Genomic DNA, 13123 nt, shown 5'->3' with positions numbered 1-13123 from the left:
ACCGCTGTGCGCCCCTGGGGCAGCGCACGGAGGTGCGCGTCCCGGGGGCGGGGCCCCGGGCCTACACCCAGCCCTGCTGACGCGCTTCGCGGAGCGCCTCCATCCGGTTCCGGGTGCCGGTCTTGCCGATCGCCGCGGACAAGTAGTTGCGGACCGTCGACTCCGAGAGGTGCAGTTTCCCGGCCACGTCGGAGACGGTCGCCCCGTCCGCGGACGCCCGCAGCACATCCGCCTCCCGGGCCGTCAACGGGTTCGGCCCCGCACTCAGCGCGGCGGCCGCGAGCGCCGGATCGATGACCGTCTCGCCGCGCAGCACCTTGCGGATCGACTCGGCGAGATCCTCGACGGGCCCGTCCTTGACCAGGAACCCCGCGGCGCCCGCCTCCATCGCCCGGCGCAGATACCCGGGCCGCCCGAACGTGGTGAGGATCAGCACCCGGCAGTCCGGCACCTCCTCGCGCAGGTCGGCGGCGGCGTCCAGACCGCTGCGGCCGGGCAGCTCGATATCGAGGAGGGCCACGTCGGGGCGGCACTCCAACGCCTTGTCGACGATGACGTCACCCGTCGCGACCTGCGCGACGACCTCCATGTCCGCCTCAAGGCCGAGCAGCAGCGCCAGCGCGCCCCGCATCATCCCCTGGTCCTCCGCGAGCAGCAGACGCACGCTCTTGGCCGGCCGATGGTCTCGCGGCATCTCGTCCATGTGACAAGAGTAGGTGCGGAGCCGCTGGTCAGAGGGCAGGAAGCCCTAGGGGCGCGGACATGGAACCGGTGTCACCGGATCCGGAGGCGCGGCTGCGCCTCCGGGCCCTTCCGCTCAGGGCAGTGCGGTTTCGGCCTATTTCACCAACATGACGGTGTACACGGATGACATCCCGACCACGAGCGTTGCCAGTACGAGCATCAGCACGCTGACCCGATTCGTGAAGGACAGCGAACCGAACCTGCCCCGCAGGAGCGGTGGCGTCTTCGGCGCAGGCGGTCGGGCCTGACGGTCGCTGAGCTCGATCTCGACCTTCTGCACCCGCCTCAACGCCTGCTCGTAGTAGGTCATCTCCAACGGAGTCACGCCGCAGGCTGTCAGTAACCGGGTCACCAGGTCCAAGGACGGCAGCCGGACATCTCCGCTCAGGCTCTTGGTCGGACGAATGAGATCGCTGATCGTGCTCGGCGGAATGTGGGACGCCTTGCTGAGCTGACGGAACGACTTGCCGGAGACGGTGAGCGCACGACGCAGTTCTCGTATGAACTCCCCTGGTAACGCGACGAGTTCAAGCTCAGGACGACGACCCGGATGGGTCGCGGCCATGGCCTCGAACGGAACCGGCGTCCCGTGCTCCTCGTCCGACTTCGCGCTCGATTCGACGATGCTCCCGCCCCCGCGCGAACCCGGCAGCTCCGCCATGGCCGCGCCAAGCCCTGTGCACAGGCTCTCGCGCACCAGATCCGGAACGTTCAGGGCCAGCAACTGCCTCGACACGAATGACTCGCTGACGACGTTCAGGCCGCTCAGGACTTGAAGGCTCGCAAGAACTGAACCACCTGCCCGCTCGTACCCGACGTCACGCAGGACCCCGGCGAGCGCTCTGCACCACATCTGATGAGGCAAGGACCTGGCACGCTCTCCTGCCGCAGCCAGGTTCCGGTCCCAATGCCTCCGCGATCGCCGCGGCACGACTCCTCCCTCTCGGAGAACCGCGGGTGCGGGCGGTACGGCGCTCACAGGCGCCTGGGCGAGTGACGCGGCTTCCTGCAGCCTGAATTCCACCGCCCGCCGCTCCTGGAGCCACTCCCGGCTGCTCCCACCGCATGCCGTGACATAGGCGGTGACGACCGCCTCGGTCGGCAGCCGGTTCCCCGAGGCCGCCTGTGACAGCGCCGTCGAGGAGACCCCGGCCACCTTGCCCATGGTCCGGTAGTTCAGGCCGGCCTCACGGCGCAGGGCCCGCAGGCCCTCCGCGAAGGCGCGGAGGGCCTGCGGCGCGCTCGGGGAGATCGGGGTCTCAGGCCGTCCCACGCCGCTCCGCTCCTTCCTCGCCTGTCTCCACGGCCGGCTTCCGGTCGGGCGGGAGCGGGGGTGCCGGAAGGCTTCCCGACGGGAGCACCCCCTCGCCCGGGACCGAGAGGCCCGCAGGCGGGCGCTGCTCACGCGGGGGGTCATGGGGGCGCTGCTGCGGGTGCACCACCGCGACGGAGGCAGCCACGAGACCGCCCACCGCACCGATCGCCGCACCTACGGGCAAGCCCAGCGCGACCAGTAGGCAGATCACTCCGCAGATTCCGCCCAGGACCACCAAGATCATCAAAATGGATCGCCAGGACGGTGTGTACCGCCCGGTGTCACTGTTCTTCGGAGGCATCCTTGCTCCCGTTTCGGCTTGTCGGCGGCGAACCGTCGGCAAGATCCATCTGAGTCGGCGCGCTCGCCCCTCCGTAAAGGAGCGAGCGCCATGACGTGCGGCCCGGAGGCCTCCGTCTCACCAGTCCGAGCGGTACTCGACTGCAATCGAGTACCGCCGCATTCGATTAAACCGGACATCAGATCGACCGCCGCGTCGCAAGCTTTTTGCGTACCGGTAAGTAACGGCAAAGGGAATTTAGAATTCCGCTTTTAACTACCCCTAAAAGGGCATAACGGGCTCACTTTTTGATTACGGCGCAGATATTGCTACCTGAACAACCCGCGATCTTCCTGTCATGACAAAAGGCGTCGGTGGGTGATGTCAATGCAGGTCACAGAGGTGCGGCGACGTTGATCGGATTGATAAGGATTGTCCGCGCGCTTACGGCGTCATACGAGTGGGTGACTGCGGCTATACGTACAACGGCGCCAGACGACACACTCCGACGTGTAGGCCGGTCGCCCCGCGCTTGAAGGGGTGTATCCGATCTATGAGTTCGGCGCACCAGTCCGAGCGTGGATGCAACTGAATGACCTGGGAAGTCGCTGCAACGGCTCCCGGAAAATCGTGAAGGGGTGGCCCTCGGGAGCCGCCCCTTTCACTTGCGCGCAAGCGCCCGTGATTGATCACGCCGAAGGGGTCTAGACCCCTCCCTTCGAAACGAAGGCGCTTGTGTGGCGCATGTCACATGAATATGCGGGTGGACCCTCGTCTAGGCGACTGACCAGCCCAACCGGGACCTTTGAACCCAGGGTCAGAACCGGCCCCGTCGTGGCTGACCGCTGTCCATGCCGGGCATCAGCGCCCCTGCGCCGGTGGCGCCGGGCGCGACCCGATGGGCCCGTGCCGGTGCCGCAGGTGTGCCCGTACCCATGACGCCCTTACGGCTTCAGTCTGGTCAGTGATGACTGTCGCCCACGGGGAGGTGGGTCACGCGGACCCTCAGACACTCCCCGCCAGCGCGGCGCCCGGCACCGACTCCGGCTCCCCGGCGGGCAGTTCGGCCCGCACCACGAATCCGCCCCGCGCGCCGGGTCCCGCCTCCAGGGAACCGCCCGCCGCCGCGAGCCGCTCGGTGAGGCCCTTCAGGCCGGTGCCGCCGATCCCGGGGCGGGGCGGCGCGGCCGGGCCCGTCCCGTCGTCCGCCACCCGCAGCCGCACCCGCTCCACCGCGCCCTCGACCGAGATCGTGCACGTGGTGGCCGCGCTGTGGCGCACCGCGTTCGTCACCGCCTCCCGCACCACCCAGCCGAGCAGCGCCTCCGTCTGCGCGGAGAGCGGCGGCCCCGACTGGCGTACGACCGGCTCGATACCGGCGGCGGTGAGAGCGGAGCGCGCCCGGTCCAGCTCGGTGGCGAGGCTGCCCTCCCGGTACCCGGTGACGGCCTCGCGGATCTCGGTGAGCGCCTGGCGGCCCACCGCCTCGATGTCGGAGACCTGCTCCAGGGCCGCCTCCATGCTGCGCGGCGCGAGCCGCCGCGCGGCCTCCGACTTCACCACGATCACCGACAGCGTGTGGCCGAGCAGATCGTGCAGGTCGCGGGAGAAGCGCAGCCGCTCCTTCTCGACCGCGCGGCGCGCCAACTCCTCCCGGGCCGCCCGCAGTTCACGTACCGCCTCGGACAGCGACAGGATCGCCGCCGTCACCATCATCGAGAGGAACGTGCCGTACACGACCCCGACCGCGTCCCAGCCCTCCTTCAGCCCGGACACCACCCCGGCGAGGGCGGTCAGGCCCAGGCCGGCCTTCCCGAGGTGCGGGCCGCGCACGATCGCGCCGGCGGCGAGCCCGAGCAGCGGGAAGAACGCCACCCAGCTGCCGCCGAAACCGCCCACCAGGGCGCAGGTCAGCACCGTCATCAGGGCCAGCGCGGCCCGCGTCGAGACCGCGTTGCGCGTCTTGTGGTGGAACGCCCTGAACACCACGTAGATGTAGAGGGAGTTGAAGGTCAGCAGGCCCAGGCCGGCCAGCCACGGGCTGCCGGTCCTGCCCTGGACGATGTTCGAGAAGGCGCCCATGCCCATCAGCAGCCACGGCAGCAGCGCGAAGCCGGTCGGCGGCGGGCCCAGCTCCTCCGGCGGCCGGCCGTGCTCGCCGCGCGCCCTGCGCTCCGCCTTCACGCGCTCGTTCTCGGCCTTCCACTCGGTCTGCGTCGCGCGCAGCTCCTGGAACCGACAGTTGACCCTGGACCACCAGGACATGTCCGTCACTCTCCGATCCTCCGTCGTCCCCGCGGCCCCCGCCGCCCCGCCGCCGTCCCGGCCGTCCCCGTCATGCCGTTCAGATGGTCCGTGCGGACCTGCGGTACGAGACCACAGCGTACGAACCGAAGGCCAGCAGCCAGCCGAGGAGTACGCCGAGAGCCGCGAGAGAGGGGGCGTGACCGTCGGCGACCGCCGTGCCGAGCTGCGCGAAGCGGTTGGTCGGGGTGAAGGACGAGACGTGCTGGAGCCAGCCCGGGAACAGCTCCACCGGGAACCACAGGCCGCCGAGCACCGCGAGCCCCAGATAGCAGAGCATGTTGATGCCGCCCATGGCCTGCGAGGTGAGCCGGTAGCCGTTGCCGAGGCCCAGCATGGTGAAGGGCAGCGACCCCGCCCACAGCAGCAGCGCGACAACCGGCCACTTCCAGGCGTCCATCCGTACGCCGTTGACGAGGGCGCCCGCGAGCAGCACCACCGTGATCGCGGGCAGCACCGTCACCGCGCCGGTCAGGGCCCGCCCGAGCACGCCCTGGCGCGGGGTCATCGGGGTGATCCGCAGTTGCCGCAGCCAGCCGATCGCCTTGTCCTCGGCGACCCCGGCGCCCGTGTTCAGGGCCGCGCCGAGCGCTCCGTACGCCGCCATGCCGACCATCGACGCCGTCTTCCAGCCGCCGTCGGCGTCCTGGCCGAGGTTGGTGAAGAGGAGGTACATCATCACGGGCATGGCGACCGTGCCGACCACGAACTTCCCGTCGCGCAGCGTGCGCCGTACTTCGAGCCGCAGGTAGTCCCACATCACACACGCTCCAGGTCGCGGGGGTCCGCGGTCAGCGCCATGAAGGCGTCGTCGAGGGAGGCGGGGGCGACCTCCAGGTTCCGTACGGCGCCCATGGCGGCCAGCGCCACGACCGTCGCGTCCGAGTCCTCGCTGCGCAGCCGCGCCCGGTCGCCGCGGATCTCCACCGAGAGCACGCCCGGCAGCGCGACCAGCCCCTCCGAGCCGCCGCCCGCCAGGTCGAAGCAGACCAGGCTGCCGCCGCCCGCCCGGCGCAGCTCCTCACCGCTGCCGTCGGCGACGACCCGGCCGTGGTCGATCACGACGATCCGGTCCGCGTTGGCGTCGGCCTCCTCCAGGTAGTGCGTGGAGAACAGGACCGTGTGGCCGCGTCGGGTGAAGGCTCGCATCGACGCCCAGAAGGCGTGCCGTGCCTCGACGTCGAGCGCGGCGGTCGGCTCGTCGAGCACGATCAGCGCCGGGTTCCCGGCCAGTGCCACGGCGAACCGCACCCGCTGTGTCTGGCCGCCCGACAGCTTGTCGACGCGGCGCCCGGCCAGCTCCTCGACCCCGGCGAGCCGCAGCGCCTCGGTCACGTCCATCGGTGCCGGGTACCGTCCGGCCACGAAGCCCACCAGCTCGGCGACGGTGACCCGGGGCACGGCGCGGCCCTCCTGGAGCATGGCGCCGACCCGCCCGGCCCGTACGGAGTCCCGCGGCGCGGCGCCGAACAGTGCGACGCCGCCCTCGTCCGGGTCGTCGAGGCCGAGCAGCAGGGAGATGGCGGTGGACTTGCCCGCGCCGTTGCGGCCGAGCAGCGCCACCGTCTCGCCCGCCGCGATCGTCAGGTGCAGTCCGTCGACCGCCCGTACGTCCCCGAACGTCTTGACGGCCCCCGTGAAGGAGACGGCCGGTGCGGCGCCGGTGGCCGGTGCGACCCCGGTGTCCGCTGTCTTTGTCGTCCTCGTCGTCATGGGTGCGACGCTACGGATCGGGGGCGGGGGAGCGGCAGATGCGAGGTGTCCACGCCTCGGCAGTACAAATGTCATGCCCGGCTGCCATGTCCGGCTCCAGGACCGCCGAGGGCCGCCACCTGACGTAACGTCAGAAAAGCCCGGCCCGGCCCTTCCCAACCCACCCGCTCTTGGCTATACATGAGGATCGCCGGACAGAATGAAACAGGTTCTAGAACCGGCCCGCGACGACCTCGGTGCGGCCGACGGTGCGGACGGCCGCACCGAGGTCTTGACCGGCCCGACCAGCTCGAACTGCCTGAGGAGCGCCTGCCCCATGCCCATCGACGCCGCCAAGGCCGTAGCCGCCGAGCCCCGGACCGCCGAGATCACCTGGGACCACAGGGACGTCCAGCTCTACCACCTCGGCCTCGGCGCGGGCACCCCCGCCACCGACCCCGACGAACTGCGCTACACCCTGGAGTCCCGGCTCCAGGTCCTGCCGAGCTTCGCGACGGTCGCGGGCGCCGGGACGGCGATGGCGGGCGGCCTCACTGCCCCCGGCATCGACGTGGATCTCGCGCACGTCCTGCACGGCGGCCAGACCATCGAGCTGCACCGCCCCATCCCCGTCAAGGGCACGGCGCGTACGTCGGCCAGGGTGGCGGCCGTCCACGACAAGACGAAGGCCGCCGTCGTCGTCCTGCGCACCGAAGCCGCCGACGCGGACGGCCCGTTGTGGACCAGCGACGCGCAGATCTTCATTCGCGGGGAGGGCGGGTTCGGCGGCGACCGGGGCCCCTCCGCCCGCCAGGAGGCCCCCTCCGGCGAGCCGGACCACACCGTCGACCGCCCCGTCCGCGAGGACCAGGCCCTCCTCTACCGCCTCTCCGGCGACTGGAACCCGCTGCACGCCGACCCCGAGTTCGCCAAGCTCGCCGGCTTCGACCGGCCGATCCTGCACGGCCTGTGCTCGTACGGCATGACGCTCAAAGCCGTCGTCGACACGCTCCTCGACGGCAACGTCTCCCGCGTCACCCGCTATGCCACTCGCTTCGCGGGCGTCGTCTTCCCCGGCGAGACACTGCGGGTCCGCATGTGGCGGGAGCCGCACCGGATCCGGGTCACCGTGACGGCCCTGGAACGCGACGAGGCCCCGGTCCTGGCCGACACCGTCATCGACCACAGCTGAACGTCATCGACGACAGCTGAACGTCATCGAGGACGACAGCTGAACGACCTTCGCGACGCAAAGGAGCCGCACGCCATGCGAGCAGCCGTACTGCACGAGACAGGCCAGGACAAACTCGAGGTGCTGGACGACGTCGAGGCGGTCGGTTTCGGCCCGGGGAAGGTCCGGATCCGGGTGCGGGCGACGGGCCTGTGCCACTCCGACGTCTCCGCCATGAACGGGGTGCTGCCCCAGCCCGCGCCCTTCGTCCCCGGCCACGAGGGCGCCGGTGAGATCGTCGAAGTCGGCAACAACGTCACCCATCTGACGACGGGTCAGCGCGTCCTGGTCTGCTGGCTCCCGGCCTGCGGCACCTGTCCGGCCTGCAAGCGCGGCCAGACCCAGCTCTGCCTCGCCGGGTTCATGAACGCGGGCACCCCGAACTTCAAGCGCCCCGGCGGCGATGTGTTCGGCTTCGCCGGCACCGGCACGTTCGCCGAGGAGGTCGTGGTCGACGCCGGGTGCGCCGTACCGATCCCCGACGACGTCCCGTTCGACATCGCCGCACTCATCGGCTGCGGCGTCACCACCGGGCTCGGCGCCGCCATCAACACCGCGGACGTGAAGGCCGGTTCGTCGGTCGCCGTCATCGGCTGCGGCGGCGTCGGCATCTCCGCGATCCAGGGCGCCCGGCTCAAGGGCGCCGCGCAGATCGTCGCCGTCGACCCCGTGGTGTCGCGGCGCGAGGCGGCCCTGAAGTTCGGCGCGACCGAGGCGATCGACCCCGACGCACTGGCCGACGCCAAACAGCGGCTCACGACGGGCGAAGGCTTCGACTACGTCTTCGAGGTCGTCGGCAAGTCGGCCACGGCCCGCACCGCGTACGAGGCCACACGGCGCGGCGGCACCCTGGTCGTCGTCGGCGCGGGCGCGATGGACGACTTCCTCCAGCTCAACATGTTCGAGCTGTTCTTCGACGAGAAGCGGATCCTGCCCTCGATGTACGGCGGCGGCGACGTCCTCCAGTCCTACGAGCGCGCCATCGCCCTGTGGCGGGCGGGCCGTATCGACCTGGAGTCCCTCATCACGCACCGCGTCCCCCTGGCGGAGATCAACGAGGCGCTCGACCAGATGCGCACGGGCTCCGCCCTGCGGACGTGCATCGAGATCTAGGCGCCGCGGGGCCCGCCCTTCGGGCGGACGACGGGACTTTCGAAACACGCCCTAAAGCCCGCCCTCTCGGCGGACGCCGAGGCGAGACGACAAGGAGCCGCACCACATGTCAACGCCGCTCAACGGCCGCACGGCCGTCGTGACCGGGGCCGGACGCGGGCTCGGCCGGGCCGAGGCCCTGGAACTCGCCCGCCTCGGCGCGAACGTGGTCGTCAACGACTTCGGCCGGCCCGGCCGGGACGGCACCGGCGAGTCCGACGCCACCCCGGCAGGGAAGGTCGCCGAGGAGATCCGCGCCCGGGGCGGCGCGGCCACCGCGCACAGCGGCGACGTGGCCGACCACCAACAGGCCGCGGAACTCATCCGGTTGGCCGTGGACACGTACGGCGCACTGGACATCCTCGTCAACAACGCCGGCATCCTCCGCGACCGCATGATCTTCTCGATGACCGAGGACGAATGGGACTCGGTCATCCACGTCCACCTCAAGGGCCACTACAACACCACCCACTTCGCGTCCCGCCACTGGCGCGAACGGGCCAAGTCGACCGGCGCCCCAGTCTTCGGCCGCATCGTGAACACGTCCTCCGAAGCGTTCCTCGCGGGATCGGCGGGCCAGCCCAACTACGCGGCGGCGAAAGGCGGCATCGTCGGACTGACCACCTCCACCGCGCTGGCCCTCGCCAAGTACGGCGTCACCGCCAACGTCATCTGCCCCCGGGCCCGCACCAGGATGACCGAGGACGTCTTCGCCGGGTTCGCCGAACCCGCCGACGGCCTCGACCCGCTGGCCCCCGAACACGTCGCCCCGCTCGTCGGCTACCTCGCCTCACCCGCCGCCGCCCACGTCAACGGGCAGCTCCTCGTCGTGCACGGCGGGATGGTCGCGATCATCGAACGCCCGCGGATCCAGGCCAAGTTCGACACCGCCAAGGACGTCTTCACGTACGACGAACTCGACGCGCTGCTCACCCCGTACTACCGGGACCGCCCCCCGAACGAGACGTTCGCGGCGGCGGAGGTGCTCGGACTGAAACACGGCTGAGGAAGGCCCCGGCACGCCGTAGGCCCCGGCGCGCCGTAGGCCCTGGCACGACGGAGGCCCGGCGGGTGAGCCGGGCCTCCGTCAGCTGTCACGTACCGCGCGCCCTACGCCTCGTCGGCGCGGGGCCCCCGGTGGCGTCCGCGCGGCTCGGGCTGTTCGCCCTGCGCCGAGGACATGGTGACCGCGCCGCGGTGCCGGCCGGGCCCGGAGCCCCTCGCCTCGCCCCGCTCCACGGTGTCCGTTCCCGCGTTCCTGCTGTTGCTTCCCGTCATCGGAAGACTCACCCCGTAAACCCGTAAACCCGTAACTTTCGTACAAGATCCTTCACTTGTAGCCGGACGAGTCTAACCAGCCGCCTTGCGCCCACCGAGAGGCGCCTGCGCCAACGGCACCGGGCGCGGTGCGACCGGCGTCGGCGCGCTGGCCGGCGCCGCCGCACGAGGCGCCGCGGGCTCCGGCGCCGGGAGCCGCGCCAGCCCGCACGGCACGTCCTCGGTGGCGTACGGCAGAGCCAGCACGCCCTCCCGCGACCAGAAGCCGCACCCCGCCAACCAGCCGCGCGGAGCCGCCAGTTGGTACAGCCGGCCCTCGGCGGGACGCCACACGCCGAGCCACGGCGAACCGACCCCGGGACCGGCCGCGCCGAGCACATGGGCGGCATCAGCGGTATCGGCGGTACTGACCGCCTCGGCCGCACTGCCCGCAGCGTCGATGCGCAGCGCCACCGCGCACCCCTCCGGCATGAGCGTCTGCCCCGGCTGCACGGCGAACGGCGTCACCGCGCACTCCGCGGGCCGCAGCGCCCGCGGGAAGCGGATCGGCAGCGTGCTGCCGAGCACACCCCAGCCCAGCCGCGGCCGGCCCGGCTCCGCGGCGTCCGAGCGGACCACGATCAGACCGCTGTCCGGGTCGGCGAGAAGCAGCCGGTCCGTGCTGTCCTCGGTGATCTGCAACAGCGGGGAAGCCTCACCGCCCCGCTCCAGGTCGACGGCGACCGTCTTCACGGGCCCGCCCCCTGGCGGCTCCCGGTCGAGCGCCAGCAGCCGGCCCGCGCGGTCCAGCCACACCCCGCCCGAACAGCGGCCCTTCACCTCGGCCACATGCTCGGGGCCGAACCCGCCGCCCGCCACCAGCCACACGTCCGTCGTCTCCTCGCGCACCGACAGCGCGAACGCGCGCAGCCCGTCCGGCGCCGGTGGCAGCAGCGTCAGCTCCCCGCACTCCACGGAGCCGAGCGGCACCTCACCGGTGCCGGGCCCGGTCGGGTAGAGGAGGGAGAACAGATGGCGGCCGCCGCTCTCGCGCCGGATGAGCACCCGGCCGTCGGTCAGCGGCAGGACGGCGGTGCCCGGCTCCTCGGGCTGCCGGGCGGGGAGCGGGACCGCGTACGGCTCGGGGCCGTCGAGGGTCCAGCGCTCGGGGAACCAGGACCCGGGGCTCGCGCCGTCGTGCGCGAGCCGTGCCGCGTACGTCGCGTCCGCGGTGATCACACATCCGGGCCGCGGCGGCCGCGGTCGCACCCCGGTCGCGGGCTCGGTGGCCAAGGCCGTCATGGGAATCCGTCGCCTCCGGTCGTCCTGACTTCTCGGTGTCCCGTCCCCTGTGTCTGCACAGCCGAAGCTAGTTTTCGTACGTACCTCCGGGGCGCGCGCCGCCCGCCTCTTCACACCAAAGGGTGGCCGTGTCCGGAATCGGCTGTGAGGCAAGTACTTGGTGTGCTCACGGACCGGCGGTGGAGCCGGGGCGAGGGGAACCGGGCTTGGGAGAGGGGCGCGCGGCGCAGGTAACCTGTGTGTGTGCCCCGTCTGTCTGAAGTAACCGCCGCCCTCGACGCCCTCTGGCCCCCCGCTCTCGCCGAGGGCTGGGACGCGGTCGGCACGGTCGCCGGGGACCCGGACGCCGGGATCCGCCGGGTCCTGTTCGCGGTCGACCCGGTCCAGGAGATCGTCGACGAAGCCGTGAAGCTCGGCGCGGACCTCCTGGTCACGCACCACCCGCTCTATCTGCGCGGTACGACGACGGTCGCGGCGGACCACTTCAAGGGCCGGGCCGTGCACACCCTCATCAAGAACGACATCGCGCTGCACGTCGCCCACACCAACGCCGACAAGGCCGACCCGGGGGTCTCCGACGCGCTCGCCGGAGCGCTCGACGTCCGGGTCGTCCGCCCCCTCGTACCCGACCCGGCGGACCCCGCGGGCCGCCGCGGCCTCGGCCGCGTCTGTGAGCTGGACCACCCCCTCACCCTGCGCGAGCTCGCGGCCCGCGCCGCCGAGCGCCTCCCGGCCACCGCGCAGGGCATCCGCGTGGCGGGCGACCCCGACGCGACGATCCGCACCCTCGCGGTCTCCGGCGGCAGCGGCGACAGCCTCTTCGACGACGTGCGCGCCGCGGGCGTCGACGCCTTCCTCACCGCGGACCTGCGCCACCACCCGGCGAGCGAGGCCCGCGCACACACACCTCTCGCGCTGCTCGACGCGGCGCACTGGGCCACCGAGTGGCCCTGGTGCGAGCTGGCCGCCGCCCAGCTCGACGAGATCTCCGACCGCGAGGGATGGGACCTGCGCGTCCACGTCTCCCGTACGGTCACCGACCCCTGGACCGCCCACGCGGCGTCCCACCGCGAACCCCTCTCTACTTTTGGAGCCCCCAACTGAACGCCGCGCCCGCCGACCAGATCCGCCTCCTCGACGTCCAGGATCTGGACGTACGCCTTCAGCAGCTCCGGCACAAGAAGAAGTCGCTGCCCGAGCACGCCGAGATCGAGTCGCTCACCAAGGACCTCACGCAACTGCGTGACCTGCACGTCGCCGCGACGACGGAGGAGAGCGACTGCGCCCGCGAGCAGATCAAGGCCGAGCAGGACGTCGACCAGGTCCGCCAGCGCGCCACCCGCGACCAGCAGCGCCTCGACTCGGGCGCGGTCACCTCGTCGAAGGACCTGGAGAACCTCCAGCGGGAGATCGTCTCGCTGGCCAAGCGCCAGGGCGACCTCGAGGACGTCGTCCTGGAGGTCATGGAGCGCCGTGAGTCCGCGCAGGAGCGTGTGAGCGAGCTGACCGAGCGGCTCGCCTCCGTCCAGGCCAAGGTCGACGACGCGACGGCCCGCCGCGACGAGGCCGCCGGCGGTCTCGACACCGAGGTGGCCACGGTGACGAAGGAGCGCGAGGTCGTCGCGGGCTCGGTCCCCGCCGACCTCCTGAAGCTCTACGACAAGCTGCGCGAGAAGGAGGGCGGCGTCGGCGCGGCCAAGCTGTTCCAGCGCCGCTGCGAGGGCTGCCGTCTGGAGCTCAACATCACGGAGCTGAACGACGTCCGGGCCGCCGCCCCCGACACGGTGCTCCGCTGCGAGAACTGCCGCCGCATCCTGGTCCGCACCTCGGAGTCCGGCCTGTAGTG

At 71.7% G+C, this 13123-nt stretch carries 12 protein-coding genes; 5 read left to right on the top strand and 7 right to left on the bottom strand.

The features are described from left to right. Positions 1-61: 61 nt before the first annotated feature. The 5 genes from ACZ45E_RS06320 to ACZ45E_RS06300 form a co-directional block, all read right to left on the bottom strand. Positions 62-703: a response regulator gene (locus tag ACZ45E_RS06320; RefSeq protein ID WP_468217236.1), complete on the bottom strand. Its 642-nt coding sequence runs from the start codon at positions 701-703 to the stop codon at positions 62-64. A 135-nt stretch (positions 704-838) separates the two neighbouring features. After that, a complete protein-coding gene (locus tag ACZ45E_RS06315) occupies positions 839-2017 on the bottom strand; it encodes a helix-turn-helix transcriptional regulator (protein ID WP_468217234.1) in 1179 nt (392 codons plus the stop codon). A gap of 1327 nt (positions 2018-3344) precedes the next feature. Continuing rightward, complete coding sequence (locus ACZ45E_RS06310) at positions 3345-4604, bottom strand: sensor histidine kinase (RefSeq protein WP_468218230.1); 1260 nt, start codon at positions 4602-4604, stop codon at positions 3345-3347. A 79-nt stretch (positions 4605-4683) separates the two neighbouring features. Next, a complete protein-coding gene (locus ACZ45E_RS06305) occupies positions 4684-5403 on the bottom strand; it encodes an ABC transporter permease (protein ID WP_468217232.1) in 720 nt (239 codons plus the stop codon). Beyond that, positions 5403-6356, bottom strand: a complete 954-nt coding sequence (locus ACZ45E_RS06300; protein ID WP_468217230.1) for an ABC transporter ATP-binding protein — start codon at positions 6354-6356, stop codon at positions 5403-5405. The genes ACZ45E_RS06305 and ACZ45E_RS06300 overlap by 1 nt, the downstream gene beginning before the upstream one ends. 316 nt (positions 6357-6672) lie before the next feature. Here ACZ45E_RS06300 and ACZ45E_RS06295 point away from each other — a divergent pair, with 316 nt between their 5' ends. The 3 genes from ACZ45E_RS06295 (at position 6673) to ACZ45E_RS06285 (ending at position 9724) form a co-directional block, all read left to right on the top strand. Next, the gene (locus ACZ45E_RS06295) at positions 6673-7527 is read left to right on the top strand and encodes a MaoC/PaaZ C-terminal domain-containing protein (RefSeq protein WP_468218228.1); all 855 of its coding nucleotides are present in this window, start codon (positions 6673-6675) and stop codon (positions 7525-7527) included. Between the two features lie 75 nt (positions 7528-7602). Next, positions 7603-8679: a Zn-dependent alcohol dehydrogenase gene (locus ACZ45E_RS06290; protein ID WP_468217227.1), complete on the top strand. Its 1077-nt coding sequence runs from the start codon at positions 7603-7605 to the stop codon at positions 8677-8679. Positions 8680-8785: 106 nt separating this feature from the next. Next, the gene (locus tag ACZ45E_RS06285) at positions 8786-9724 is read left to right on the top strand and encodes a 3-oxoacyl-ACP reductase (RefSeq protein ID WP_468217225.1); all 939 of its coding nucleotides are present in this window, start codon (positions 8786-8788) and stop codon (positions 9722-9724) included. A gap of 104 nt (positions 9725-9828) precedes the next feature. Here ACZ45E_RS06285 and ACZ45E_RS06280 read toward each other — a convergent pair whose 3' ends face one another. Further along, a complete protein-coding gene (locus tag ACZ45E_RS06280; RefSeq protein WP_468217223.1) occupies positions 9829-9996 on the bottom strand; it encodes a hypothetical protein in 168 nt (55 codons plus the stop codon). Between the two features lie 72 nt (positions 9997-10068). After that, positions 10069-11277, bottom strand: a complete 1209-nt coding sequence (locus ACZ45E_RS06275; protein WP_468217222.1) for a hypothetical protein — start codon at positions 11275-11277, stop codon at positions 10069-10071. A 243-nt stretch (positions 11278-11520) separates the two neighbouring features. Here ACZ45E_RS06275 and ACZ45E_RS06270 point away from each other — a divergent pair, with 243 nt between their 5' ends. Next, complete coding sequence (locus tag ACZ45E_RS06270; RefSeq protein ID WP_468217220.1) at positions 11521-12381, top strand: Nif3-like dinuclear metal center hexameric protein; 861 nt, start codon at positions 11521-11523, stop codon at positions 12379-12381. After that, positions 12378-13121: a zinc ribbon domain-containing protein gene (locus ACZ45E_RS06265; protein ID WP_468218226.1), complete on the top strand. Its 744-nt coding sequence runs from the start codon at positions 12378-12380 to the stop codon at positions 13119-13121. Before ACZ45E_RS06270 ends, ACZ45E_RS06265 begins: the two co-directional genes overlap by 4 nt. Positions 13122-13123 lie beyond the last annotated feature (2 nt).

The organism is Streptomyces sp. NPDC030991 (assembly GCF_055571235.1).
This window is presented reverse-complemented; position numbering and strand designations above follow the sequence as displayed.

Excerpts from the sequence above, each read along its gene's own strand:
- ACZ45E_RS06320 (WP_468217236.1), bottom strand. The coding sequence starts at position 703 with ATGGACGAGATGCCGCGAGACCATCGGCCGGCCAAGAGCGTGCGTCTG.
- ACZ45E_RS06310 (WP_468218230.1), bottom strand. The coding sequence starts at position 4,604 with ATGTCCTGGTGGTCCAGGGTCAACTGTCGGTTCCAGGAGCTGCGCGCG.
- ACZ45E_RS06305 (WP_468217232.1), bottom strand. The coding sequence starts at position 5,403 with ATGTGGGACTACCTGCGGCTCGAAGTACGGCGCACGCTGCGCGACGGG.
- ACZ45E_RS06300 (WP_468217230.1), bottom strand. The coding sequence starts at position 6,356 with ATGACGACGAGGACGACAAAGACAGCGGACACCGGGGTCGCACCGGCC.
- ACZ45E_RS06295 (WP_468218228.1), top strand. The coding sequence starts at position 6,673 with ATGCCCATCGACGCCGCCAAGGCCGTAGCCGCCGAGCCCCGGACCGCC.
- ACZ45E_RS06290 (WP_468217227.1), top strand. The coding sequence starts at position 7,603 with ATGCGAGCAGCCGTACTGCACGAGACAGGCCAGGACAAACTCGAGGTG.
- ACZ45E_RS06285 (WP_468217225.1), top strand. The coding sequence starts at position 8,786 with ATGTCAACGCCGCTCAACGGCCGCACGGCCGTCGTGACCGGGGCCGGA.
- ACZ45E_RS06280 (WP_468217223.1), bottom strand. The coding sequence starts at position 9,996 with ATGACGGGAAGCAACAGCAGGAACGCGGGAACGGACACCGTGGAGCGG.
- ACZ45E_RS06275 (WP_468217222.1), bottom strand. The coding sequence starts at position 11,277 with ATGACGGCCTTGGCCACCGAGCCCGCGACCGGGGTGCGACCGCGGCCG.